At 43.4% G+C, this 24,004-nt stretch carries 20 protein-coding genes; 15 read left to right on the top strand and 5 right to left on the bottom strand.

All coding sequences use genetic code 11. The annotated features are described in order from the left end of the window. Positions 1-104: 104 nt before the first annotated feature. Entirely contained in the window at positions 105-611 is a 507-nt protein-coding gene (locus D4T97_RS06285) for a hypothetical protein (RefSeq protein ID WP_126048808.1), read from the top strand. Between the two features lie 180 nt (positions 612-791). On the opposite strand, the gene D4T97_RS06280 is transcribed toward D4T97_RS06285, so the two are convergent. Then, a complete protein-coding gene (locus tag D4T97_RS06280) occupies positions 792-2,414 on the bottom strand; it encodes a PucR family transcriptional regulator (protein WP_126048806.1) in 1,623 nt (540 codons plus the stop codon). Between the two features lie 149 nt (positions 2,415-2,563). On the opposite strand from D4T97_RS06280, the gene D4T97_RS06275 reads away from it, so the two are divergent. The 3 genes from D4T97_RS06275 (at position 2,564) to ald (ending at position 7,148) form a co-directional block, all read left to right on the top strand. Continuing rightward, positions 2,564-4,033 carry a CoA-acylating methylmalonate-semialdehyde dehydrogenase gene (locus tag D4T97_RS06275; protein WP_126048804.1) on the top strand — a complete coding sequence of 490 codons (1,470 nt, stop codon included), beginning with the start codon at positions 2,564-2,566 and terminating at the stop codon, positions 4,031-4,033. A 501-nt stretch (positions 4,034-4,534) separates the two neighbouring features. Then, the gene (locus D4T97_RS06270; RefSeq protein ID WP_126048802.1) at positions 4,535-5,887 is read left to right on the top strand and encodes an aspartate aminotransferase family protein; all 1,353 of its coding nucleotides are present in this window, start codon (positions 4,535-4,537) and stop codon (positions 5,885-5,887) included. A gap of 148 nt (positions 5,888-6,035) precedes the next feature. Further along, the gene (ald, locus tag D4T97_RS06265; protein ID WP_126048800.1) at positions 6,036-7,148 is read left to right on the top strand and encodes an alanine dehydrogenase; all 1,113 of its coding nucleotides are present in this window, start codon (positions 6,036-6,038) and stop codon (positions 7,146-7,148) included. Between the two features lie 245 nt (positions 7,149-7,393). On the opposite strand, the gene D4T97_RS06260 is transcribed toward ald, so the two are convergent. Further along, a complete protein-coding gene (locus D4T97_RS06260; RefSeq protein WP_126048798.1) occupies positions 7,394-8,488 on the bottom strand; it encodes a M24 family metallopeptidase in 1,095 nt (364 codons plus the stop codon). A 161-nt stretch (positions 8,489-8,649) separates the two neighbouring features. On the opposite strand from D4T97_RS06260, the gene D4T97_RS06255 reads away from it, so the two are divergent. From D4T97_RS06255 to D4T97_RS06245, 3 genes are all read left to right on the top strand, one after another. Continuing rightward, positions 8,650-9,333 carry a metal-dependent hydrolase gene (locus tag D4T97_RS06255; protein ID WP_126048796.1) on the top strand — a complete coding sequence of 228 codons (684 nt, stop codon included), beginning with the start codon at positions 8,650-8,652 and terminating at the stop codon, positions 9,331-9,333. A gap of 53 nt (positions 9,334-9,386) precedes the next feature. Continuing rightward, entirely contained in the window at positions 9,387-9,629 is a 243-nt protein-coding gene (locus D4T97_RS06250; protein ID WP_235872173.1) for a hypothetical protein, read from the top strand. An 80-nt stretch (positions 9,630-9,709) separates the two neighbouring features. Beyond that, positions 9,710-11,020 carry a CBS domain-containing protein gene (locus tag D4T97_RS06245; protein WP_126048794.1) on the top strand — a complete coding sequence of 437 codons (1,311 nt, stop codon included), beginning with the start codon at positions 9,710-9,712 and terminating at the stop codon, positions 11,018-11,020. Between the two features lie 256 nt (positions 11,021-11,276). Here the strand turns inward: D4T97_RS06245 and D4T97_RS06240 are convergent, their stop codons facing one another. Beyond that, positions 11,277-11,588, bottom strand: a complete 312-nt coding sequence (locus D4T97_RS06240; protein WP_126048792.1) for a YtpI family protein — start codon at positions 11,586-11,588, stop codon at positions 11,277-11,279. 130 nt (positions 11,589-11,718) lie between these two features. On the opposite strand from D4T97_RS06240, the gene D4T97_RS06235 reads away from it, so the two are divergent. Then, complete coding sequence (locus D4T97_RS06235; RefSeq protein ID WP_126048790.1) at positions 11,719-12,657, top strand: DHH family phosphoesterase; 939 nt, start codon at positions 11,719-11,721, stop codon at positions 12,655-12,657. A gap of 13 nt (positions 12,658-12,670) precedes the next feature. Here the strand turns inward: D4T97_RS06235 and ytrI are convergent, their stop codons facing one another. After that, positions 12,671-13,177, bottom strand: coding sequence for a sporulation membrane protein YtrI (ytrI, locus tag D4T97_RS06230; protein ID WP_126048787.1), 507 nt, complete (start codon positions 13,175-13,177; stop codon positions 12,671-12,673). Further along, a complete protein-coding gene (locus D4T97_RS06225) occupies positions 13,174-13,506 on the bottom strand; it encodes a YtrH family sporulation protein (protein WP_126048785.1) in 333 nt (110 codons plus the stop codon). Before D4T97_RS06225 ends, ytrI begins: the two co-directional genes overlap by 4 nt. Before the next feature lie 152 nt (positions 13,507-13,658). Between D4T97_RS06225 and dnaE the strand changes: the two genes are divergently transcribed. From dnaE to D4T97_RS06190, 7 genes are all read left to right on the top strand, one after another. After that, positions 13,659-17,003, top strand: a complete 3,345-nt coding sequence (gene dnaE, locus D4T97_RS06220; protein ID WP_126048783.1) for a DNA polymerase III subunit alpha — start codon at positions 13,659-13,661, stop codon at positions 17,001-17,003. 96 nt (positions 17,004-17,099) lie between these two features. Beyond that, positions 17,100-18,338, top strand: coding sequence for an NAD(P)-dependent malic enzyme (locus tag D4T97_RS06215; RefSeq protein ID WP_126048781.1), 1,239 nt, complete (start codon positions 17,100-17,102; stop codon positions 18,336-18,338). Between the two features lie 280 nt (positions 18,339-18,618). Further along, complete coding sequence (accD, locus tag D4T97_RS06210) at positions 18,619-19,503, top strand: acetyl-CoA carboxylase, carboxyltransferase subunit beta (protein ID WP_235872172.1); 885 nt, start codon at positions 18,619-18,621, stop codon at positions 19,501-19,503. Then, the gene (gene accA, locus D4T97_RS06205) at positions 19,497-20,477 is read left to right on the top strand and encodes an acetyl-CoA carboxylase carboxyl transferase subunit alpha (RefSeq protein WP_126048779.1); all 981 of its coding nucleotides are present in this window, start codon (positions 19,497-19,499) and stop codon (positions 20,475-20,477) included. The genes accD and accA overlap by 7 nt, the downstream gene beginning before the upstream one ends. Positions 20,478-20,801: 324 nt before the next feature. Then, the gene (gene pfkA / locus D4T97_RS06200) at positions 20,802-21,761 is read left to right on the top strand and encodes a 6-phosphofructokinase (protein WP_126048777.1); all 960 of its coding nucleotides are present in this window, start codon (positions 20,802-20,804) and stop codon (positions 21,759-21,761) included. A 27-nt stretch (positions 21,762-21,788) separates the two neighbouring features. Next, positions 21,789-23,549: a pyruvate kinase gene (gene pyk, locus D4T97_RS06195; RefSeq protein ID WP_126048775.1), complete on the top strand. Its 1,761-nt coding sequence runs from the start codon at positions 21,789-21,791 to the stop codon at positions 23,547-23,549. A 54-nt stretch (positions 23,550-23,603) separates the two neighbouring features. Beyond that, positions 23,604-23,990: an FxsA family protein gene (locus tag D4T97_RS06190; protein WP_126048773.1), complete on the top strand. Its 387-nt coding sequence runs from the start codon at positions 23,604-23,606 to the stop codon at positions 23,988-23,990. Positions 23,991-24,004: the final 14 nt, after the last annotated feature.

Raw genomic sequence — 24,004 nt, 5'->3', positions numbered from 1 at the left:
AATGTATCGAAACAGTGGTTGATGTTCCCACCTCGTTCCCTTTCAGAGTATTTGTATTTATTGTATAATTCTTACAAAATACCCGTGAGAAAAGGATGGTGTACATGGATGTTAAGGAGTTTGTCACACATAAAGATCCGGATGACAAATTCGGAGCTTTAATCACCCTCGGTGAACGAGATGTTCATATTCCTGATGATGCCCTTATATCGATCACCCTTGGGGAACAATTCTCTGTATGGAAGATCATTGTAAATGCAATTGTAAGTCAATTCGTGATGAAACAAATGAAAAAATCAAAAGGATTACTTTATGCTGAAATGAAGGGACACATCAAAGAAGGATATGGGATGACGTTAACTGTCTGGGAAAAGAAAGCGATGATTCCCTTCCGAAATCGCGGAGCCCATAAGTTTGCAATGAAATTTTTTAGCTGGGTGTTCTACAGCGGAAAATCTCACGCTTATTTTTTAACGTATAAGGCAAACGGTGAAATCCCTAATGCGGAGGAAGCGTACGATTTGGTAAAAGCTTACGGAAAATTTTATGATGGGGGTAAATTGTTACGGACAGCAAAAAGCCCATTAATAAAAAGTATCGCTGAAGATTAAAGAGGACATAAATTTAAAACTAAAAAAGCAACGGCCCTTGTTGTTTTGAACCGTTGCTTCATACATAGATCAATTTTTAAAAAGCGACTACTTGAAAAACGTGTATTCATATGCTGTTTTTCATGTTGTTATAGCGTTCCATTTTTTATCAGCAATCCCATTTTCGTCGTTATCTTTTTATTATTCGTTGATCAGTTCATATGCTTTTATCGCCGTTTCGATGGCAATTCTTCGGTTTGCATCCATAAAATTTTTGCCCAGTAGTTGTTCAATTTTTTCCAAACGATGATAGAGTGTTTGCCTTACGATAAAAAGCTGTTCCGCCGCTTCTTTTTTTGATGCGCCGCAAGCAAGGTATACTTTTATCGTTTCGTAAAGATGGCTATCGTTTTGTGAATCATAAGTCAATATGGGTCCCAAATAATCGTTTACGTATGTTGGCAATTCACCACTTTTCTTCAATGGAAGGAGCAGTCTGTATACCCCGATATCATCGTAGGTAATCATTTTCTCCACAATGGCGGAAGTATTTAATGCGACCACTTCCTTTGCTTCTGCGTAGCTTTTTGCTAATTGATTAATTTGGCTGTATTCACGTCCAACTCCGTATGTCCGGTTGGTTCCCAATAGTACTTTCTGGTCTTTTGTTTGTATTAGGTGTCGGGCCAATCGTGAAAACATATCTTTCGCCTTATCAGGAGCGACCGCTGGAAATGCTGCTATAACAGCAATCTCCTCCTTAGTTGCCGACACGGCAGGGAAAAAGCCGAACCTTTTAAAAGTTGCGCGGATCATCAGTGATCTTTGCAGTTTTATGTCTTCCCATTCTTCTTCACTGATCATCCGGTCAGGGGGCTGGATTTCCATGACAAAAACCCGATACCCCATATCGGGACCTGCAAAGGGAAGGTGGTTGATCAACTCTTCGGTGTCGTATTCCCGTCCTTGCAGAATGGCTCTTACAAATTTGTCCTCCGAATGCTGCTTTCTTTCTTCAATCGTCCTGTTACGTAAAAGAATTTGGGCGATGGCAAGTGCAGCCCGGTCCAAAATTAAAAAGTGGAACTCTTCCGGCGCCTCATCGGCGGTATGAAGGCATAAGTAGCCCCATGTTTGACCAAGCCCTTCAACCGGCATGCAAACAAAAGACTCATTCTCTATTGAAAGCAATCTTTGACTAATGGTTTCGCCGTCGGCAGATTGAAAGTAATCCAGCAATAGATCATGAAAGTGCTTTTGGTCAGTTGGATAGTGAAAGGACTTTCCTTGGATAGGAACAAAAATGACCGTCCTGTGAAAATAATCAAATAATTCGTGGAGGATTTTTAAAATGCCATTGGAAGACATGGATAGCTCGATAAATTTTCTTGACGATGTATCCAAATAGCGCAGGAGGTCATGGTGCCTGTTGATTATCAAACTATGAAGCTCCTGTGTAATGTCTACGAATTTGACAGTCTCTTCGAACATGATGATAGGGAAGTCGTTCTTATCCGCAAGCTCCAATATTTCAGGATGGATTTCTTGAAAATAAGGCCCTCTTTCTATGCAGATACCGGCCGCGTTTGACGCGATCAACTGTCTGACAAATTTTAGCTGGGCAGAGAAGTCAAGATGAAGGCCGACGCCTGTAGTTAATATCAACTCTCCTCCGTGAATGAGAGAGCCGAAATCCTCCACTTCCAAAACATGGACCCATCTGATCACCCTGTCAAGGCCGCCTGAGCCGGCGAGCACTTTAGCATGCTTGAAATGTTCTCTTTTAAAAATGTCTTTCATCTTTAACGTAAATTCGTTCATCATGGCGGCGGCCTCCAATATGTTAAATGGAATAGATTAATGATTTTACATAATGTCTAATGATTTATAACGGACTAGATTGTAAAATTGATTATGAAGTGAAAAGAAGATTGAGTCAACTATTATCATATTAAGCTTAGGAGGATAAAAACATGAGTACTGTTTCCGAAAAGACGCAAACGCTTGCAAATTTTATAAATGGACAATGGGTCAAATCAAAGACGGATAAATATGAAGATGTTCCAAACCCTGCGACAGGTGAAATCCTAGCAAAGGTCCCGGTTTCAACAAAAGAGGATTTAGAAGAAGCGGTGACGGCCGCCAAGAAAGCATTTAAAACGTGGAGCAAGACAGCAGTTCCGGTGAGAGCAAGAGTACTTTTCAAATACCATCAGCTGTTAATCAATGAATGGGACGAGTTGGCAAAGCTGATCACAATCGAAAATGGTAAGAACTTCGCAGAAGCACACGGCGAGGTTCAAAGAGGAATTGAGTGTGTCGAATTTGCCGCTGGGGCTCCTACATTAATGATGGGAAATCAGCTCCCTGATATTGCAACAAACATCGAATCAGGAATGTACCGCTACCCGCTTGGAGTAGTCGGAGGCATTACTCCATTCAACTTCCCGATGATGGTTCCTTGCTGGATGTTCCCACTTGCGATTGCTACAGGAAATACATTCATCTTGAAACCATCAGAGAGAACACCTCTACTGGCAAATCGCTTGGCAGAATTGCTTAATGAGGCAGGGCTTCCTGAAGGTGTATTCAACATTGTTCACGGGGCGCATGATGTCGTTAATGGAATTTTAGAACATCCAGACATTCCAGCCGTTTCATTTGTTGGTTCGCAGCCAGTTGCCGAGTATGTCTATAAAACTGGTACGGCTAACGGAAAACGGGTTCAGGCATTGGCAGGAGCAAAAAACCATACGATCGTCCTTGAAGATGCTGACTTGGATTCTGCTGCAAACAACATCTTCAACGCGGCCTTCGGCTCAGCGGGTGAGCGTTGCATGGCATGTTCCGTCGTTGTCGCAGTAGACAGCATTGCAGACGACCTTGTGAAAAAGCTTGTTGAAAAGTCAGACAGCATCAAAATGGGTGATGGGCTCCAAGATGGTATTTTCCTAGGACCGGTAATCCGTGACGCTCATAAAGAAAAAACACTAGGTTACATCGAATCAGGGATTGAAGAGGGAGCCAAGCTTGTCCGCGATGGGCGTAAAGATGAGTCATTATCCGATGGCGGTTACTTCGTTGGACCGACAATTTTCGAAGATGTAACAACTGATATGAAAATCTGGAAAGAAGAAATTTTTGCTCCAGTTCTTTCGGTCATCAGAGTGAAAGACCTCGATGAAGCCATCGAGTTAACGAATAAATCCGATTTTGCAAATGGTGCCTGCCTGTTTACTGACAGTGCAAAAGCTATCCGCAAATTCAGGGAGGAAATTGATGCCGGCATGCTTGGCATTAACTTAGGGGTACCTGCTCCAATGGCATTCTTCCCGTTCTCCGGTTACAAGAAGTCTTTCTATGGAGATCTTCATGCGAACGGCCGCGACGGAATCGAATTCTATACGCGCAAGAAAATGGTTACGCAAAGGCATGCGTATTAATAGAAAAGCGTAAGCGCCGAAGCTAGATAATGAGAAGAGCGTAAGGCGGCTGTCTAGGGGCGACAAGCGTCGGCCGCCTCAAGGCGCCACGTCCAGTGCAGGCTCAGGGCGCGACAGCCTGTCGCTTCGCTTGCACTAGTACTTCCTGTACGTCGGTGGCACTAGGGCATACTGTTCGTCGGAAGAAAAACCAATGAGGGCTTCTGTGCCTTCAATGGTTTTTCAGAAGCGACCTTGAGCCCCTGCTTCCTAGAACGAGAAAATAAAAGAAGCGTAGGGCGCGCGTGAAGTTTGGACAGTATTTCATTGAGCTGGACAGTATTTTGAGAACTTGGACGGTATTTCGTGAAACTGGATAGTATTGCGTGACGTTGGACTGTATTTCATGAAGCTGATCAGTATTTCACGAATCCGGACAGTAAATTTAATCTTTTAATAGTATGTCGAAGCCCGGCATGCTCTCAAGGTGAGGGACGGCCATAATAGAAAGGGGATTATCATATGTCTACAATTCAAACAGATTCATTGGTTGAAAGAGACCGCCAAAATGTATGGCATCACATTTCTCCATATAACGAAGCAAGTCCTCCGACAGTTTTTACAGAAGCGAAGGGGGCATGGATGACAGACCATAAAGGGAATAAAGTGTTGGACGGCATGTCCGGCCTATGGTGTGTGAATGTCGGCTACGGAAGGGAAGAGCTTGCAAAAGCTGCCTATGACCAAATGATTAAAATGACTTATACGCCGATGACACAAAGTCATCAGCCTGCCATTGACCTTGCGGAAAAATTGAATGAGTATCTTGATGACGACTACATGATGTTCTACTCCAATAGCGGATCAGATGCGAATGAAGTGGCGTTCAAAATTGCACGGCAATATCACCAGCAAAACGGCGAGCCATCCAGGTTTAAATTCATTTCCCGATACCGTGCTTACCACGGAAGTTCAATGGGGGCCATGTCTGCAACAGGCCAGGCATTGAGAAAGTTTAAGTATGAGCCGCTCGTGCCAGGATTTTTACATGTGGCACCACCTGACAGCTATAGAAGACCAGCAGGAATGTCCGTTGAGGAATTCAATATCCAAAAAGCACAGGAATTTGAAGAGAAGATCATCTGGGAGCAAAAAGATACAATTGCTGGAATCATCATGGAGCCATTGATCACTGGAGGAGGGGTTATCATCCCGCATCCGGTATATATGGAAAAAGTCCAGGAAATCTGCACGAAATACGGTGTGCTTTTGATCATTGATGAAGTGATCTGTGGTTTCGGAAGAACTGGAAAGATGTTCGGGCATCAGCACTTTAAAGTCAAGCCGGATATCATTTCAATGGCAAAAGGACTGACTAGCGCGTATTTGCCTCTCTCTGTAACGGCTGTAAGAAAAGATATTTACGAGACATTCAAAAAGAGTGAAGAAAACAGTCACTTCCGTCACGTGAATACGTTTGGAGGAAATCCTGCAGCCTGTGCACTTGCTTTGAAAAACCTGGAAATTATGGAAAGAGAAAATCTTGTAGCCAGGTCTGCGGAATTGGGAGAGCGCCTCACGAATGAATTGGCAGTACTAAATGACCATCCTTATGTTGGAGATATTCGCAGCAAAGGATTCTTAATGGGAATCGAAATGGTAGAAGATAAAGAGACAAGGGAGCCTGCATCGAATGAGCGTGTCGGTAAGATTATTGCTGGATGTAGGGCGAAGGGCCTGATTATCGGGAAAAATGGTGACACTGTAGCGGGATATAATAACATATTGACATTGTCCCCGCCGCTCTCTTGTACCGATGAAGATGTTGATTTTATCATATCGACGATCCTTGATGTGTTTAATAATAATAAGTGATAAATAGGAAATAATGCTGTCAAAAGAGGTGTTTATCAATAACACCTCTTTAAGTTCACAAAAATCTTTTAAAGAAGGCTTTCGTTTACCAGATTAAAGTGATATATTCTATATTGTGACAGTTAGAACATGTTAGGAGGAAAGTTTTATGATTATTGGTGTACCTAAGGAAATTAAAAGTTTTGAGAACCGTGTGGCTATGACTCCTGCCGGTGCTTATACATTGACACATGCAGGTCATGAAGTACATATTGAAACAGGTGCAGGACTTGGATCAAGCTTCACAGACGAACAGTATGTTGAAGCTGGTGCGAAGATCGTAAGCTCTGCAAAAGAAGCTTGGGCTGCAGATATGGTTATGAAAGTTAAAGAGCCTCTTGAAGAAGAGTTCGGCTACTTCCGTGAAGGATTAATCCTATTCACATACTTGCACCTTGCTGCAGAGCCTGCTTTGACTAAAGCGCTTGTTGAAAACAAAGTGGTTGCGATTGCTTACGAAACTGTACAGCTTCCAAACCGCTCACTTCCACTTCTTGCACCAATGAGTGAAGTAGCAGGAAGAATGGCAACACAAATCGGTGCTCAATTCCTTTCCAAAACTTATGGCGGAAAAGGAAAGCTTCTTGCAGGCATCCCAGGCGTAGAGCGTGGAAAAGTAACAGTTATCGGTGGCGGACAAGCTGGTACAAACGCTGCGAAAATGGCAGTAGGGCTTGGTGCTGACGTAACAGTAATCGATTTGAGTGTAGATCGTCTTCGTCAGCTTGACGATATTTTCGGTAACGACATTAAAACATTGGTTTCAAACCCATTCAACATTGCCAATGCGGTTAAAGACTCCGACTTGGTTGTTGGTGCGGTTCTTATCCCAGGAGCGAAAGCGCCTAAACTTGTTTCTGAAGAAATGGTTAAATCCATGTCTCCAGGATCCGTTCTTGTTGATATTGCAATCGACCAAGGCGGTATCTTCGAAACAAGTGACAGAGTTACGACTCACGACAACCCAACATATGAAAAACATGGTGTTGTTCACTATGCTGTTGCTAACATGCCAGGTGCTGTTCCACAAACATCAACAATGGGATTGACTAACGTAACAGTTCCTTATGCACTTCAAATTGCAAACAAAGGTTATAAGCAAGCTTGCTTGGATAACGAGCCTTTGCGCAAAGGAATCAACGTTCTTGACGGAAAAGTTACATTCAAAGCAGTTGCAGATGACCTCGGTTACGAGTTCGTTGACGCAACAGAATTGCTATAATAAGTTCGACGCTCTAATAAAAACAACCGCGCGGAGTGAAATCCGCCGGTTGTTTTTGCTTGTAAACTAAAAATGTCGGTAAAGAGATATTCGAATGATTATAGGTGTATCTCACGGATAAAATTGGTTTTTGTACATTGATTGGAATTTCGAACGACTATGCGAAAAAGGCTCACATTACCTTGATTATGCGGAAACATTTTTTTCTGCATATGTTCTGATTTTCAAAAGCCATCACGTTTATTTCATTCAATAATTTGCAAGGATTTTGGGTATTTGGTCAAAACTTCCACCCCGTCTGCTGTCACCAAAACATCATCCTCAATGCGTACCCCGGCAACTCCCGGTATGTAAATCCCAGGTTCGATTGTAAAAACCATCCCTGGCTTCAGTTCCAATTCGTTTGTTTCTGTCATGGAAGGAAACTCATGTACGCTGATTCCCAGCCCGTGACCAAGGCGGTGAGGGAAGTATTCCCCATATCCTGCATCATTTATAATTTTTCTTGCCGTTTGGTCCAGCAATTTCGCTTTTACCCCAGGCTTTGTGAGTTCAATCGCTGCTGCCTCAGCTTTTAGGACTGTCTCATAAATTTCCTTTTGTTTTTCGGAAACTTCACCAAAGGCAACTGTTCGTGTAATATCTGAGCAATAACCCTCGTAAACAACGCCTAGATCCATTAATACCAACTGGCCCCGTTCAATTTTTGTCAGTCCCGGGGTTCCGTGCGGCGAAGCAGCATTCGCTCCGGCCAGAACGATAGGGTCGAACGACATCCCTGCTCCCTTTTTCTTGATTTCATACTCGATGGCGGCAATCATATCCAGCTCTGTTTTTCCTTCTGCTAACTCATTGACCCCGACTTCGACAGCAAAATCAACCAGTTCACATGCTCTTTTGATCAATTTGACTTCCTGTTCATCTTTCACAAGGCGCAGTTCGTTTAAAATCTCATCCGCGCTTACGAAAGTAGACTGTTCATATCTTTTAGAAAGCTCTTCAAATCTGCTCACGTTCAAATGCTCTTTTTCCACAGCCCATGACTTTATGATAGGCATGCGCAATTTGATCCGTTCGTCTGCAAGGTCCCACGGATTGTCGGTATCACTGTACCCAAGGATCTCATTATTCCAGCCTGCACTCTTTGCATCATTGACTTCCATTCCGGGACAAATGAGCAGCGGCTCCTCCTCTTGAAAAACGGCAAGTCCAAGCAGCCGCTCATGCGGTTCACATCTAAATCTGGTAAGATAAAATACATTGTCCGGTGAAGTGATAAAGGCAGCATCAATCTGTTTAGCTTTCAGCCACGACATTAACTTTTCCAGCCTAGAATTCAAATTCATCAGCTCCCTGAATTCAATTTATTATGTTGAGATTAGCACTAGATGGAAAAAGAGACAATAAAGAAGGAAAACAATGCAGGCTGAGGCAGGAAAAAACTAAACCATCTAGAAATGAATCTTGTATGGAGATTTTTTAAAAGGAGTGTTGCAGCAAGATGAAAGTTTCTTATCATGGTCATTCAGTTGTTAAAGTTGTTACGGAAGGAAAAACAATCTTAATTGATCCATTTATTACAGGCAATGAACTGACAGACTTAAAGGCTGATGAAGAAAATCCGGACGTTATTATTCTAACCCATGGTCATTCAGATCATGTAGGGGATACGGTCGAGCTTGCAAAGAGATGCGGCTCACTGGTCATTGCTCCGAACGAATTAGCGACCTATATTGGCTGGCAAGGTGTGAACACACATCCAATGCATATTGGCGGAGCATATGAATTTGATTTTGGTAAAGTGAAATTCACGCCTGCTTTTCACGGTTCTGCGATCTTTACAGAGGACAAGCAGATTATCTATCTTGGAATGCCTGCCGGTGTATTGTTGATGGCGGAAGGAAAAACAATCTACCACGCGGGAGATACTGCATTATTCTCCGACATGAAATTGATCGGGGATCGCCACCCGATTGATGTGGCTTTCCTGCCAATCGGCGACAATTTTACAATGGGACCGGAGGACGCCGCGTTGGCAGCGGAATTTGTACAGGCTAAAACAGTTGTTCCTATTCATTACAATACATTCCCGCCTATTAAGCAGGATCCGCAGTATTTTATGAGCCTATTAAAAGAGAATATTAACGGAAAAGTGATGAATCCAGGTGATTTAATCGAGCTATAAGCCCATCCCCCTGCATATATTAATATGATTAGTTTATGCAGGGGGTATTTATTATGAATAACCGTTATTTGCTTTGTCTTCTGATTTGCTGTGCATTATTTTATTTTTCTGTACCAAGGATTCACCCATTTGCTTCCGGTTTGGAAGGTCTTTTTGCCATTAGCTGGCTTGCGTTTGCCTTCCTTGTTTTTGCTGGTAATCTTGCAGCTCTTTTATATCCGTATAAATATAAAAAGAGATATGGTGAGGGGGAGGAGTCAGCAGAGAAGAATAAAAAACGCATGAGAGCTAACTAAGTAATGAAAAATTGATGAACAGGGCTTTTCACTATATAATAATCTTAATGATTGTACGGTAAATGAAAAGGGTGAAAAGCTTGTCAACAAAGCATGAACAAATTATTCGGCATATTGACGGTCTCCCTGTAGGGGAAAAAATTTCGGTGCGGCAAATTGCCAAAGTACTGAATGTTAGTGAGGGAACTGCATACAGAGCTATAAAGGATGCCGAAAATAGGGGATATGTAAGTACGATTGAGCGGGTTGGAACAATCCGTATAGAGCAAAAGAAAAAAGAGAATATAGAAAAACTGACATACGCAGAAGTTGTCAATATCATTGACGGTCAGGTATTGGGTGGGCGGACAGGTCTTCATAAAACGCTCAACAAGTTTGTAATCGGGGCTATGAAACTCGACGCCATGATGCGGTATACGGGTGCGAACAATCTGTTGATTGTCGGAAACCGGACCAAAGCGCACGAGTACGCATTGATGGCTGGTGCTGCTGTTCTGATTACGGGCGGATTTGATACTGAGGACCATGTAAAAAAACTTGCCGACGAATTGGAATTGCCGATCATATCAACGAGTTATGACACATTTACTGTGGCAGCCATGATTAACCGGGCAATCTATGACCAGCTTATCAAGAAGGAAATTATTCTTGTTGAAGATATTTTTATCCCGAAAGATGATACGATCAGTATTACAACAAAGGAAAAAGTGTCAGACTGGTATTCCAAAAAAGAAACATCCGACCATAGCCGTTATCCGGTGGTTGATTTGAATAATAAAGTGCAGGGAATGGTCACAGGGAAGGACGTCATCGGGCAGGATCCTAGTGTAGGAATTGATAAAGTGATGACGAAGAATCCAATCACTGTTGGAAGAAAAACGAGTGTTGCGTCAGTAGCGCATATGATGATTTGGGAAGGGATCGAGGTACTTCCAGTTGTGGACGAACATCAAAGACTTGAAGGAATTATCAGCCGTCAGGATGTATTGAAAGCGTTGCAAATGATTCAGCGCCAGCCGCAGGTGGGAGATACAATTGATGACACAATTTCCAAACAGCTTTCCAATAGCAAATATGCAGGGGAACCTTCATTTACATTTGACGTGACCCCGCAAATGACAAGCCAACTGGGAACGATTTCCTACGGTGTCTTCTCCTCTATTATAGCTGAGGCATCGAACAGGCTGTTCAGATTGCAAAAGAAGGGTGAACTGGCTGTAGAAAGTATGACGATATATTTCCTGAAACCAGTTCAAATGGATTCAACTCTTGAAGTGGTTCCAAGAATCCTTGAGGCAGGAAGAAAATTCGGAAAAGTTGATGTTGAGGCATTCAACAATGGAGAAATCGTCGGAAAAGCACTGATGATGTGCAGACTTATAGATAGGTGATTAGAAAAGCGAAGGTGCCTGTTCATCGACGTACAGACTGGACGACTCCTGACGAGATAAAGGAAACACGGCGACGTAGGAGCCGATGTTGACTTATCGTAGGAAGGAGGAGGAAGTCTGCTAGTCGATAGGCACCGGAGGCTGGACACCAGAAAAGCGAAGGTGCCATAGGCAGCAGGCTCGTCTGCGGTCATGAAAGACGGGAGATAACGAATGGTTTCCATTTAAAAAAGCCGCTATTTCAGCGGCTTTTCAATCAGCGTATCTGCCCATCCAGTTGCCTGGCTTCTTCCTTTACATATGGGATATGGTGACGGAAAGATTTATATCCCGCCCACGCACTGGCACATCCCAGGAGAATGAAGACAGCAGCTATAATATAGGTTGTTGTTGTGTCGAACATTAATAGCTGATTGATCCCGAATAATGCGACAAACAGACCGAGGGCCATACTGGATTTTCCGCTGAGAAGCTTTTTTTCCATCGGCCTCTTGCTCCGTACATTTTTTATTTTATAGTAAATATAAAATGAAAATGAAAATACGATCAGAATTACAAGAAATGGCATTTTCTTTCCTCCGAATCTATAAACTATTCATCCATCTTATTGTAACGTCAATTAATTGTAAAAGCCACTTGCCCGATACTGAATTTTTAATGAATATTCTATAAATAGCGCAAGGTGAAAGGAGCTCCTTATGAAGGAAGAAATTTTTGAAGCGGTCAAAAGCTACGATACCATAATTATCCATCGCCATGTACGTCCCGATCCTGATGCCTATGGATCTCAAGGAGGATTGGCCGCGATTTTGAAGGCATCGTTTCCCGAAAAGCAGATTTTTGCTGTTGGAACACATGATCCGTCCCTGGATTATTTGAGGAAGCCTGATGTCATTTCTGACGAAATGTATGAAGGGGCCCTGGTGATCGTTTGCGATACTGCTAATCAGGAAAGGGTCTGCGATTCGAGATATGATACTGGTGACAAATTGATAAAAATTGACCATCATCCAAACGAAGACCCTTACGGAGACATTCTCTGGGTTGATTTGAATGCATCCTCCGTAAGTGAAATGATCTACGAGTTTTATCAAACATTCAGCGGCGAAGGGTTAAAAATGACAGATGAAGCAGCAAGGTTGATATACGCAGGTATTGTGGGGGATACCGGCAGGTTTCTATATCCAAGTGCAACTGAAAAAACATTTCAATATGCCAAGGAATTAATCAGCTATTCATTCGACCGGACGCTGCTATACAATGAGATGTACGAGCTCGCGCCCAACGTGATCAAGCTCCAGGGATATGTATTGGAACATTTTATAATGAATGAAGACGGCGCAGCGGTTATATCCATCCGTAAAGGGACTCTTGAAGAATATGGCTTACTTCCTTCCGAAGCGTCGCAGCTTGTCAGTTCTCTCGGCATGGTAAAAGGAATCAAGGCATGGGCCTTCTTCATCGAGGAAGATGATCAAATCCGGGTGCGCCTTCGTTCAAAGGGTCCTGTCATTAATACGATCGCCATGAAATACGGAGGAGGCGGCCATCCGCTTGCAGCAGGAGCTTCGGTATATTCGTGGGAAGAAACAAAAGAAGTGAAAAAAGATGTGGAAGCTGTGTGTAAGAAGAATTAAACAAGCCGACGCTTCAGTCGGCCAGTTTAATTTCCAATACAAGGCTGATTGTCGTGTAAAAATACAGCTCCTTGACGACTAGCTTGTATTGCTTTCCGTTGATCTTGAGTGTTTTATTTTCAACGGTTTTTTTTATCACTTCTTTATTTTTGTACACGGTTGTCAAATCTTTGGCAACAAGCGATCTTAAATCTTCCTTGATCGATTCCTCAGCTTGATAAATACCAAGGCGATCCCTTATACCATACCGTTCAAAATTATGAATTTTAATGTCTATCTCTTGAATAGTCAGCATTTCTTCATTTTCTTTGTTCAATTTCTGATAGTCCTCTTCCAAAATTTGGATGTGTCCATTCAATTCCTTGATTCTGATGGCCTGTCTTTCTATCAAAGTAGTGTTCTTTTGCTGGATCGTACCGAACATGAATAAGAAGATCAGCCAGCTGATGCAACCTCCGACCGCTGCCCCGGCAAAAAATCGCTGCCAAATCGGATGGCGGTACAGTGGGGGGATTCTCATGATATATGCTCCTGAGTCAGCCATGAAATGATCAGACCGGCAGTCTTAGCTCCACCCATCGCAGATAAGATTAATAAAAACTGTTTGAATAGATCTGTTGTTCCACCCTCGAGGAATCCTTTTTCAAAACTGTAAACCGTATCAAAGGTGCCTCCAATAGCTGCAATGATGGCCCAAATCCTGACACGTCCCGCGATATTCGCTATTTCTGTAAGCAACGGTTCACCAGTAATGAAAGCAGCCAGCCCTCCGATCAGAGAGCCGCCCAACATCACCCCGAATGCAATGAAATAGCTGTTGAAGAAAGCTGGAAAAAAAGTTTCGTGCATGATTACCAACCCCAAAGATTGAATTATTCTTTCCCTGTTATTACTTATATGGGACAAACCGTTAATGTATGTAAAAAGAAAGGCTATAATAGAGGGGAACGAATATTCCATTTCGGACTAGGAAAGTATTGGATAGAAAAGAGGTAAGCCACTTGAACTTTGTTCAATTGCAAATAGCCACTGCGTACAGTTTATTATCAAGCACGATATCCATTCCGGAACTGGTGCAGGAAGCAAAGAGAAACAATTACTCGGCTTTGGCCATTACGGACCATAATGTTTTGTACGGCGTTTTGTCTTTCTATCAAACTTGCAAGAAGGCAGGAATCAAACCGATCATCGGAATGACCGCGGATGTTCAGGCCGATGGACAGCAATCATATCCACTTGTCCTATTGGCAAGAAATAATATCGGCTATGCCAATCTGTTAAAAATATCGAGCGCCATTCAAATACAACCGGAAAAGACCATTTCCTGGAAGTGGCTTAAGTCATATAGTGAGGGGTTAATCGCCATTACACCAGGGATCAATGGAGAGATTGAACAGCTCCTGAAAACTGGAGAAACAGACAAGGCAACAACCGCTTCTGAGCGTTACATTTCAACTTTTGGTGATTCCTTCTACCTGTCATTGCAAAATCATCAGTCTGACACACCTTCAGGGTTTGTGGATACACTGGCTGCGTTTGCAGAAGAGGCAGGAATAAAAACGGTAGTCACTAACGATGTGCACTATTTGAAAAAAGAAGATGCTTTTGCCTGTAAATGTCTCCACGCGATCAGAGATGGAGAAAAACTGGAAATTTCCGACGTAAATTTATACAAGGCCGGCGAATATTATTTTAAGACACAAACAGAAATGACCCAGTTATTTTCGGGATATCCTGAGGCTCTTGAAAATACCTTCAGGATCGCAGAAGAATGCAATGTTTTTATAGAGACGGACAGGCATCTGCTGCCAAAGTATCCCTTACCGGAAAATCAGACAGCAAAAGCCATGCTGTTTGAGCAATGTAAAAAAGGATTGGCTAAAAGGGGAATAGAAAATCCTGAGTACCGGAAGAGACTGGAATACGAACTGAAAATTATTAATCAAATGGGGTTTAATGACTATTTTTTAATCGTGTGGGACTTTATGAAATATGCGCGGGAAAACAACATTTTGACCGGGCCCGGACGCGGTTCCGCGGCTGGATCACTTGTGTCCTATGTGCTTGAAATTACAGATGTCGATCCAATCAAGCACGGGTTATTGTTTGAGAGGTTTTTGAATCCTGAAAGAGTCTCCCTCCCTGACATCGATATCGATTTCCCAGACATTCGCCGTGACCAGGTGATAGAGTATGTAGCTGAAAAATATGGGAAAATGCACGTGGCCCACATTATTACATTCGGAACTTTTGCTGCGAAAGCTGCCGTCCGTGACACAGCGAGGGTTTTCGGATTGAGTACAAAAGAAATGGAGCAGCTATCAAAGAAGATGCCTTCCCGGCTAGGGCTCACGTTGGAGCATGCCATCAAGGAATCAGAAGAGTTTCGAGAAATCATAACATCCTCCGAGCAAAACCGCCTGATGTTCGAAACAGCAATGAAGCTTGAAGGCCTGCCGAGGCACACGTCCATTCATGCTGCGGGGGTGGTGATCAGCGAAGAGCCGCTGGTGAATACCATCCCTATTAAGGAAGGCCCCGATGGAGTGTATGTAACCCAGCTTGCCATGGAGGACCTTGAGAAAGTCGGTCTTCTGAAAATGGATTTTTTGGGTCTGAGGAACTTGACCCTGCTGGAGCAAGTTTTAAAAAGCATTAAAATCCATACAGGGAAGACAATCACCTTGGAGGAAATCCCTTTTGCGGATGAAAAAACATTTAAATTGCTGCAAAAAGGGGATACGACAGGAATCTTTCAATTGGAGTCCGAAGGAATGAGAAAGGTTTTGCGGGAATTGCAGCCGACTGAGTTTGAAGATATTGTGGCTGTCAATGCGCTCTTCAGGCCGGGCCCGATGGAAAACATTCCCACATACATTAAACGGAAACATGGCAAGGAAAAGGTTCAATACCCACACCCTGATTTAAAACCGATATTGGACTTTACTTACGGAGTCATCGTTTATCAAGAACAAATCATGCAAATAGCTGCGGTTCTATCCGGTTATTCTTTGGGGGAAGCTGACTTGCTCAGAAGGGCTGTCAGCAAAAAGAAAAGAGAGGTACTTGACCAGCAACGCAAACGTTTCGTGTCCGGTGCAGTGGCCAATGGATATAGCGAACAGACTGCAAATGCGACATATGACTTGATTGTCCGTTTTGCCAACTATGGATTCAACCGAAGCCATGCAGTAGCGTATAGCTTTATTGCTTGGCAGCTCGCCTGGCTGAAGGCCAATTATCCTAAATACTTCATGGCGGCGCTTCTGACTTCTGTTATAGGTAATGAGGATAAGATTGCTCTCTATACGGCCGAAGCAAAGCAGAAAGGGATTGACATCCTTCCACCATCCATAAATAAAAGCCATTTTCCTTTTCTAGCAGAAAAAGAGGGGATTCGTTTCAGTCTCAGAGCAATCAAAGGTCTCGGGGTGGCTGCAATGAAAGAAATCATACAGTCGCGCGATGCCGGTCCTTTTAAAGACCTGTTTGATTTTTGCCTTAGAGTATCTCCGAGGATCATTAACAGAAAAATACTGGAGTCTCTTGTGTATGCCGGAAGTTTAGACGAATTCGGGCACGACCGGTCCGTATTGCTGGCAACACTCGACGTTGCTTTGGAGCATGCTGAGTTGATGAGGCCGTCAGGAAATACACCTGACCTTTTTGACGAAGAAGAGATGTTCCAGATAAAACCGATACACGTCGAGGTGGAGCCGATGCAGCTTGCCGACAAGCTTGCATTTGAAAAGGAAACAACGGGTATCTTTATTTCCAGCCATCCTGCTGCTGCCTTTGAAAAAGAATTTTTGTCCGCAGGTGCAACAAGTCTGATAAAGATGGAACCGGGTCAAAGGAATAAATCTTCGGGCGTATATTTGTCTGGTGTTAAGACTATCCGAACAAAAAAAGGCGATGTGATGGCATTTATCACGATGAGTGATTCCTCGGGAGAAATGGAAGGCGTCGTATTCCCCGATGTATATAGACGACACAGTGCAATAATAAAACAAGGGGAGATCGCCCTTGTTACGGGAAATGTAGAAGAACGGAACAATGCCGCCCAGTTTATCGTTCAGAGAGCAATTTCTGCTGATACACTGGAAGACAATAGCGGTCAAAGTAAATTGTATATAAAGGTGCCTGCAGAGCTGCATGGGCCTGATACACTAAAAAGTCTGCACACCATTCTAGGGAAATACCCAGGAAGAACAAGAGTCATCCTTTATTATGAAAAGGAAAACAAAATGATTAAGCTTGGGGAAAAAAACTGTGTTGATCCAACAGCCGCGTGTCTCGGAGAAATAAAATCGCTTCTTGGAGCGGGGTGCGCAAAGTTAAAATAATTTTCTCAAACAGTCGATAATATGTTATATTGTGTTATAAGCTTTTATTGGTGTATAAAAAAATGGGTATGGTTTGTTATGAAGGAGTGAATTTTGTTGTCATTGCGTGATGAGGCATTGCATATACACAAACTACACAAGGGGAAGCTGGAGTCCAAGTCAAAGATAGAAGTAAAGACTGCAAAAGATTTAAGTCTTGCCTATTCCCCTGGTGTTGCTGAACCATGTAAAGAAATTTATGAAAATCCAGGGACTGTGTATGATTATACAATGAAGGGCAATATGGTTGCTGTCGTTTCTGACGGAACAGCAGTCCTAGGACTTGGTAATATAGGACCGGAAGCAGCGCTTCCTGTTATGGAAGGAAAGGCTGTTTTATTTAAAAGCTTTGCGGGAGTAGATGCTTTTCCGATTTGTTTAGACTCAACAGATGTTGACGATATTGTTCAAACAGTTAAGTTGCTTGAACCAACATTCGGAGGAGTAAATCTTGAAGACATTGCTGCGCCAAACTGCTTCGAGATTGAAAATCGATTGAAAAAGGAATTAAGCATTCCTGTATTTCACGACGATCAGCATGGAACGGCAATCGTTACTGTTGCTGGCTTGGTGAATGCCTTGAAAATTACTGGCAGAAGAATGTCAGAAATAAAAGTTGTGGCCAACGGAGCCGGTGCAGCAGGGATTGCGATTATCAAGCTGCTGCACAGCTATGGGGTACGTGATATCATTATGTGTGATTCAAGAGGGGCAATTTACGAAGGTCGCACAGAAGGCATGAACGTAGTAAAAGCAGAAGTCGCTAAATTTACAAACCGTGACCGCCTTGATGGGGACTTGGCCTATGTCATCCAGGATGCAGATGTATTTATCGGCGTATCCGTCGCAGGAGCATTAACTGAGGAAATGGTTGCAACGATGAAGGAAGATCCGATCATTTTTGCAATGGCAAATCCTGATCCGGAAATCATGCCTGATGCGGCAAGGGCAGCCGGCGCTAAAGTAATCGGTACAGGTCGATCAGACTTCCCGAACCAAGTCAACAACGTTCTGGCATTCCCAGGACTTTTCCGTGGAGCGCTTGATGTTCAGGCTACTAAGATCAACGAACGAATGAAACAAGCTGCTGTGGAAGCAATAGCCGGCTTGGTTTCTGACGAAGACTTGTCTCCTGACTATGTGATTCCTGCACCGTTTGATCCGAGAGTCGCACCTCACGTGGCTGCAGCAGTTGCAAAAGCAGCCATGGAATCAGGTGTCGCCCGTATCAAGGTTGATCCGGAAAAGATTAAAGAAAAAACAATGGAGCTTGCTGTCATAGGCAAAGATAAATAAGCTGGACATAACGATAAACGAAGGAGAGGCCGAGCTGACTAGAGCCTGGTCTCTCCTAAGCTTGTGTCATTTTTCCATAGTAAAGAAGGTGTGAAATTTGACCAAGTTCTCTATTCAAACTAGTATGTTTTATGTCCAGCTCCAGCGCTTAGCCCCTCGAGGTCACAAGTTGCTTCCCTGTAGTGGCTGAGAAAGCCTCCTTGGAAATTGTCTTATGCTTGTCGGGCTGACCAGGGCGCTTGCATTTTTCTTAAATAAAAGCATGAAAGGAGGGCCTGCTGTGCTAAAAGATTTTTTTTCAAAGCAAAAGAGTACGAAGCCAAAGAAAAGGAAGTATGCAACGATTCCATCTGAGTCGGCCAAACAGGATGTTCCCGAAGGGATCATGTCGAAATGTCCGGAATGCAAGAAAATCATGTATACGAAAGAGCTTCAGAAAAATAATAAAGTATGCCTGCACTGCGGCCATCACTATAGAATGACAGCTTACGAAAGGGTCGAAAGCCTGTTTGACGAGGGCTCTTTTGTGCCGTTCAACGAAAAAATAACATCGGAAAACCCACTCGAATTTCCTAATTATTTAGAGAAACTCGAACAAGATCGAAAAAAATCGAATTTGGATGAAGCGGTACTTACAGGATCTGGTACCATTAATCAGATTGAAGTAGTTACAGCGATCATGGACTCTCATTTTAGGATGGGGAGCATGGGATCGGTTGTAGGTGAAAAGATTGCGAGGGCAATCGAAGCCGCGGCAGAGAAGCAGGTGCCATTCATTATTTTCACTGCTTCAGGCGGTGCCAGGATGCAAGAGGGAGTATTGTCTTTGATGCAGATGGCGAAGACAAGCACTGCGCTTAAAATGTTCAGTGATAAAGGCGGTTTGATTATTTCTATCATGACGCACCCTACAACTGGTGGAGTTTCAGCAAGTTTCGCATCATTGGGAGACTTTAATTTTGCGGAACCTGGAGCATTGATCGGTTTTGCAGGGCGGCGAGTCATCGAGCAGACAATCAGGGAAGAACTTCCAGATGATTTCCAAACAGCTGAATTCCTATTAAACCATGGCCAGCTTGATGCTGTCATTCCACGTAAGGAAATGAAAGAAAAGCTGACGAAGGTCCTTGAAATTCATCAACAAGTAGGTGAAATAGCATGGTGAACGAGCTTGAGTTTGAAAAACCCGTGCTTGAACTTAGAGAGAAAATAGCGGAACTGAGGGAGTTCACGAAAAACTCCGAGGTTGATTTATCAGATGAGATCGATAAATTGGAATCCCGTTTGGAAAAGCTTGAGAAAGAAATATATGAAAACATGCGTCCTTGGGACCGTGTGCAGCTTGCCCGCCACTCAAAGCGTCCGACAACACTCGACTATATTGAGCACTTGTTTACAGACTTCATCGAATTGCATGGAGACAGGCTTTATGGGGATGATCATGCAATCGTAGGAGGAATTGCCAAATATAAGGGGCTTCCTGTGACAGTGATTGGTCATCAACGCGGTAGGGATACGAAGGAAAACATTCGCCGGAACTTCGGAATGCCTCATCCAGAGGGCTATCGCAAGGCTCTTCGCTTGATGAAGCAGGCTGAAAAATTCCGTCGTCCAATTATTTGCTTTATTGATACAAAAGGCGCTTACCCAGGAAAGTCTGCGGAAGAGCGAGGGCAGAGTGAAGCCATTGCAAGAAACCTGTTTGAAATGGCAGGCCTGAAAGTACCAATCATCTGTATCGTTACCGGTGAAGGAGGTAGCGGTGGTGCATTGGCACTTGGAATCGGCGATCGGATTTACATGCTAGAAAACTCGACTTATTCCGTTATAACGCCTGAGGGGGCGGCAAGTATTTTATGGAAAGATGCATCGCTAGCAAAGCAGGCTGCCGAAGCATTGAAAATCACCGCACCTGATTTAAAGGGCTTGGGGATTATTGATGAAATTATTCCTGAAGTAAGAGGCGGAGCCCACAGGGATGTTGAAAAACAGGCGGAAAACATTGACGAAATTTTGAAAAAGGCATTGCAGGAGCTTATCGCCGTCGAATCTGAAACCCTGATCCAGGAGCGTTACTCGAAGTATAAAAAGATGGGTAAATATATGGAACAAAAAGAATATGAAAAAATTCAAAACTAAGGATTGTCCAATGGGCATTCCTTTTTATTTTTTAACATGTCTTCAAACCAAAAAATCCAATGTCCAATAAATGACAGAAACTAGAGGTCTGGAAGAAAATACAGTCTTTGCCGCTCAAGCCGTTGAGGAGACAATGCTTGTGGGGAATATTATCGTTAGACAGAGTTCTTTATTTGAACAATGATATTATGTCTAGCCCCAGGTGCCTTCCGTTTACAAAATCTTAACATGATAAAATTTGTTAATAATAGGATGAAGTGGTATTTTTAACTTACATAAACTATTGGCTGGCAAAAGTACATACTGTCTAATGGAGTGACATAGATGAGAAAAATAGGGGTGTTGACAAGCGGTGGAGATGCGCCGGGAATGAATGCGGCCATCCGGGCAATTGTTAGGAAGTCAATCTATCATGGAATTGAAACTTACGGAGTATATCAGGGTTTCAGCGGATTGATAACAGGAAATATAAAAAAACTGGAAATAGGCTCTGTAGGGGATATTATCCATAGAGGCGGCACAATGCTCCAGTCAGCCCGCTGTGAGGAATTTAAAACAAAGGATGGTCAAAAGCAGGGGCTGGACTGCTTGAATAAACATGGTATCGAAGGACTAGTTGTCATTGGAGGAGACGGCTCATATCATGGCGCCAAAGCTCTCACTGAACTCGGTTTTCCTTGTATAGGGGTTCCGGGCACAATTGATAATGATATACCGGGTACTCAATATACGATTGGATTTGATACAGCACTGAATACTGTACTGGATGCTGTGGATAAAATTCGTGACACAGCCACGTCCCACGAGAGAACTTTTGTCATAGAAGTCATGGGTCGGGATTCGGGAGATATTGCTCTTTGGGCCGGTTTGGCCGGGGGAGCTGAATCAATCCTTATCCCTGAGGAGCCTCATGATATGGAAGATATCGCTGATAGGATTGAAAGCGGACTGAAAAGAGGGAAAAAGCATAGTATTATCATTGTTGCGGAAGGTGTGGCCAGTGGAGCAGCCTTTGCGGAGAAACTGAAGGAAAGGACAGGCCTGGAAACAAGAGTATCTGTACTGGGCCATATCCAAAGAGGTGGAACGCCAACGGCGTTTGACAGGGTCCTTGCCAGCAGGCTGGGGGCTAGAGCGGTTGAATTGCTCATGGATGAAAAAGGTGGACGCGCTGTTGGAATTAAAAACGAAGAAGTTGTTGACACAGATTTACTGGAAGTTTTCGAACAGCAAAAACATATGAATGACGATTTATATCAACTATCACAAGAATTATCCATATAATTCTACTACCGACGAGGAGGGTCATTAATGAAGAAGACTAAAATAGTCTGCACAATCGGGCCTGCAAGTGAAAGTCCTGATTTGCTTCAACAATTAATAGAGGCAGGAATGAACGTTGCCCGTTTGAATTTTTCGCATGGTACCCAGGAGGAACATCGTGAACGTATAATAAACATTCGTAAAGCTGCGAAAGAAGCAGGGAAGGAAATCGGAATTTTACTCGATACGAAAGGCCCCGAAATAAGAACTCATGATATGGATAATGGTGCCATTGAGCTGGAAACAGGTCAACCGCTTGCCGTTTCTATGAATGAGGTAGTGGGCACAGCCGAGAAAATATCTGTTACATACGACGGCTTGATCAACGATGTACATGTCGGTTCCAAAATATTACTGGACGACGGCTTAATTGAGCTTGAAGTGACCGGAATTAAGATAGAGAATAACGAAATTCTGACGAAAGTACTTAACAATGGTATTTTAAAAAATAAAAAAGGAGTAAATGTACCCGGAGTATCTGTCAACCTGCCAGGAATAACCGAAAAAGATGCTAAAGACATCCTTTTCGGAGTTGAACAGGGGGTCGATTTTATTGCGGCATCATTTGTTAGAAGGGCCTCTGATGTTCTTGAAATCCGCCAGTTGCTTGAAACGAATGGTTCTCCCCACTTGAATATTATTCCTAAGATTGAAAACCAGGAGGGCGTTGACAATATTAGCGAGATTCTGGAAGTGTCCGACGGACTTATGGTTGCAAGGGGAGACCTGGGAGTGGAAATTCCAGCTGAATCGGTTCCTATGGTCCAGAAGCGGCTGATAAAAAAATGTAATGAAGCAGGAAAACCGGTAATTACTGCTACTCAGATGCTTGATTCCATGCAGAGGAATCCAAGACCGACAAGAGCGGAAGCAAGTGATGTCGCCAATGCTATTTTTGATGGCTCTGATGCAGTAATGCTATCTGGAGAAACCGCGGCAGGTGCCTATCCGGTCGAAGCAGTGCGGACAATGAGCAACATAGCGCTTGAAGCAGAAAAGGCGTTGAATTATAAAGAGATACTCTCCTATCTAAGCAAAAATAATGAACACAACATGATGGATGCCATTTGCCAGTCAGTCGCACATACAGCGATAAATCTCGGTGTAAATGCCATTGTAGCACCAACGGAAAGCGGGCATACAGCAAGAATGATCTCAAAATACCGTCCTAAAGCCCCGATCGTAGCCGTTACATCAAGCGTAGAAGTAACCAGACGATTGACATTGGTATGGGGAGTGTCACCGCAGGTTGGAGAAAAGGTGACAACTACTGATGAAATGCTCGATCTTGCGGTTACAGAAAGCCTTAACTCCGGAATTGTAAAACATGGAGACAGCATTATTATTACCGCGGGTGTTCCGGTTGGAGAGGCGGGAACAACGAACTTAATGAAAGTGCATGTTGTAGGGGATGTTCTGGCAAAAGGACAGGGTATCGGAAGAAAATCTGCATATGGAAAAGCGGTTATTGTTAAAAATTCCGGTGAAGCATTGGAAAAAGTAGAGCAAGGCGACGTCATGGTCGTCATAGGGACAGACAGGGACATGATCCCAGCCCTTGAAAAATGTTCGGCCCTCGTAGCCGAAGAAGGCGGCCTGACAAGCCATGCAGCGGTTGTGGGTATCAGTCTCGGTATTCCTGTCATAGTCGGTGTCGACAATGCGACAAATATTTTCCATGATGGTCAGGAGATCACTGTCGACGGCACTCGTGGTGTGGTTTACAACGGACATGCAAGTGTACTGTAAATTGTGCCGATTGTGGTATAATTAGAGTAAAGACCACTGGGGATGTGACAAAAAATGAGATTTCTTTTTTTACTGTTCATTGTCGTCCCGGCCTTGGAAATCGGTCTGTTTATTCTTGCAGGCAAAACCGTAGGCGGCTTTGCAACAATTGCTCTAATTATCATAACTGGAATTCTTGGTGCTTACCTTGCCAAGCGGCAGGGGATGGAAGTTATCAGGAAGATGCAAGAGCAAGTCAGATCTGGCTATCCTCCCGGCGAAGCGCTTCTGGAAGGTGTCTGTGTTTTGGTTGGGGGACTTCTCCTTGTGACACCCGGATTCATTACCGACATCACAGGATTATTCCTTGTCTTGCCTCCAACGAGAAAATTGCTTCAGCCGGCTTTGCTAAAACTGTTTAAAAGCTGGATTTCAAGGAAACAAATATATATTTACCGATAAAAAAAGAGCTGATG

The sequence above is a fragment of the Siminovitchia acidinfaciens genome, from assembly GCF_003605385.1.
Classification (GTDB): Bacteria; Bacillota; Bacilli; order Bacillales; family Bacillaceae_C; genus Siminovitchia; species Siminovitchia acidinfaciens.
Note: the sequence above shows the minus strand (reverse complement) of the source record. Positions and strands in the feature narration are given on the sequence as shown.

What these genes read in the sequence shown, in the direction of transcription:
- D4T97_RS06225 (WP_126048785.1), bottom strand. Translation starts at nt 13,506, where the DNA reads ATGCACGAAACTTTTTTTCCAGCTTTCTTCAACAGCTATTTCATTGCA.
- D4T97_RS06235 (WP_126048790.1), top strand. Translation starts at nt 11,719, where the DNA reads ATGAAGGAAGAAATTTTTGAAGCGGTCAAAAGCTACGATACCATAATT.
- ytrI (WP_126048787.1), bottom strand. Translation starts at nt 13,177, where the DNA reads ATGAGAATCCCCCCACTGTACCGCCATCCGATTTGGCAGCGATTTTTT.
- D4T97_RS06270 (WP_126048802.1), top strand. Translation starts at nt 4,535, where the DNA reads ATGTCTACAATTCAAACAGATTCATTGGTTGAAAGAGACCGCCAAAAT.
- D4T97_RS06255 (WP_126048796.1), top strand. Translation starts at nt 8,650, where the DNA reads ATGAAAGTTTCTTATCATGGTCATTCAGTTGTTAAAGTTGTTACGGAA.
- D4T97_RS06240 (WP_126048792.1), bottom strand. Translation starts at nt 11,588, where the DNA reads ATGCCATTTCTTGTAATTCTGATCGTATTTTCATTTTCATTTTATATT.
- pfkA (WP_126048777.1), top strand. Translation starts at nt 20,802, where the DNA reads ATGAGAAAAATAGGGGTGTTGACAAGCGGTGGAGATGCGCCGGGAATG.
- accA (WP_126048779.1), top strand. Translation starts at nt 19,497, where the DNA reads ATGGTGAACGAGCTTGAGTTTGAAAAACCCGTGCTTGAACTTAGAGAG.
- D4T97_RS06250 (WP_235872173.1), top strand. Translation starts at nt 9,387, where the DNA reads ATGAATAACCGTTATTTGCTTTGTCTTCTGATTTGCTGTGCATTATTT.
- D4T97_RS06280 (WP_126048806.1), bottom strand. Translation starts at nt 2,414, where the DNA reads ATGATGAACGAATTTACGTTAAAGATGAAAGACATTTTTAAAAGAGAA.
- D4T97_RS06190 (WP_126048773.1), top strand. Translation starts at nt 23,604, where the DNA reads ATGAGATTTCTTTTTTTACTGTTCATTGTCGTCCCGGCCTTGGAAATC.
- D4T97_RS06285 (WP_126048808.1), top strand. Translation starts at nt 105, where the DNA reads ATGGATGTTAAGGAGTTTGTCACACATAAAGATCCGGATGACAAATTC.
- D4T97_RS06275 (WP_126048804.1), top strand. Translation starts at nt 2,564, where the DNA reads ATGAGTACTGTTTCCGAAAAGACGCAAACGCTTGCAAATTTTATAAAT.
- pyk (WP_126048775.1), top strand. Translation starts at nt 21,789, where the DNA reads ATGAAGAAGACTAAAATAGTCTGCACAATCGGGCCTGCAAGTGAAAGT.
- ald (WP_126048800.1), top strand. Translation starts at nt 6,036, where the DNA reads ATGATTATTGGTGTACCTAAGGAAATTAAAAGTTTTGAGAACCGTGTG.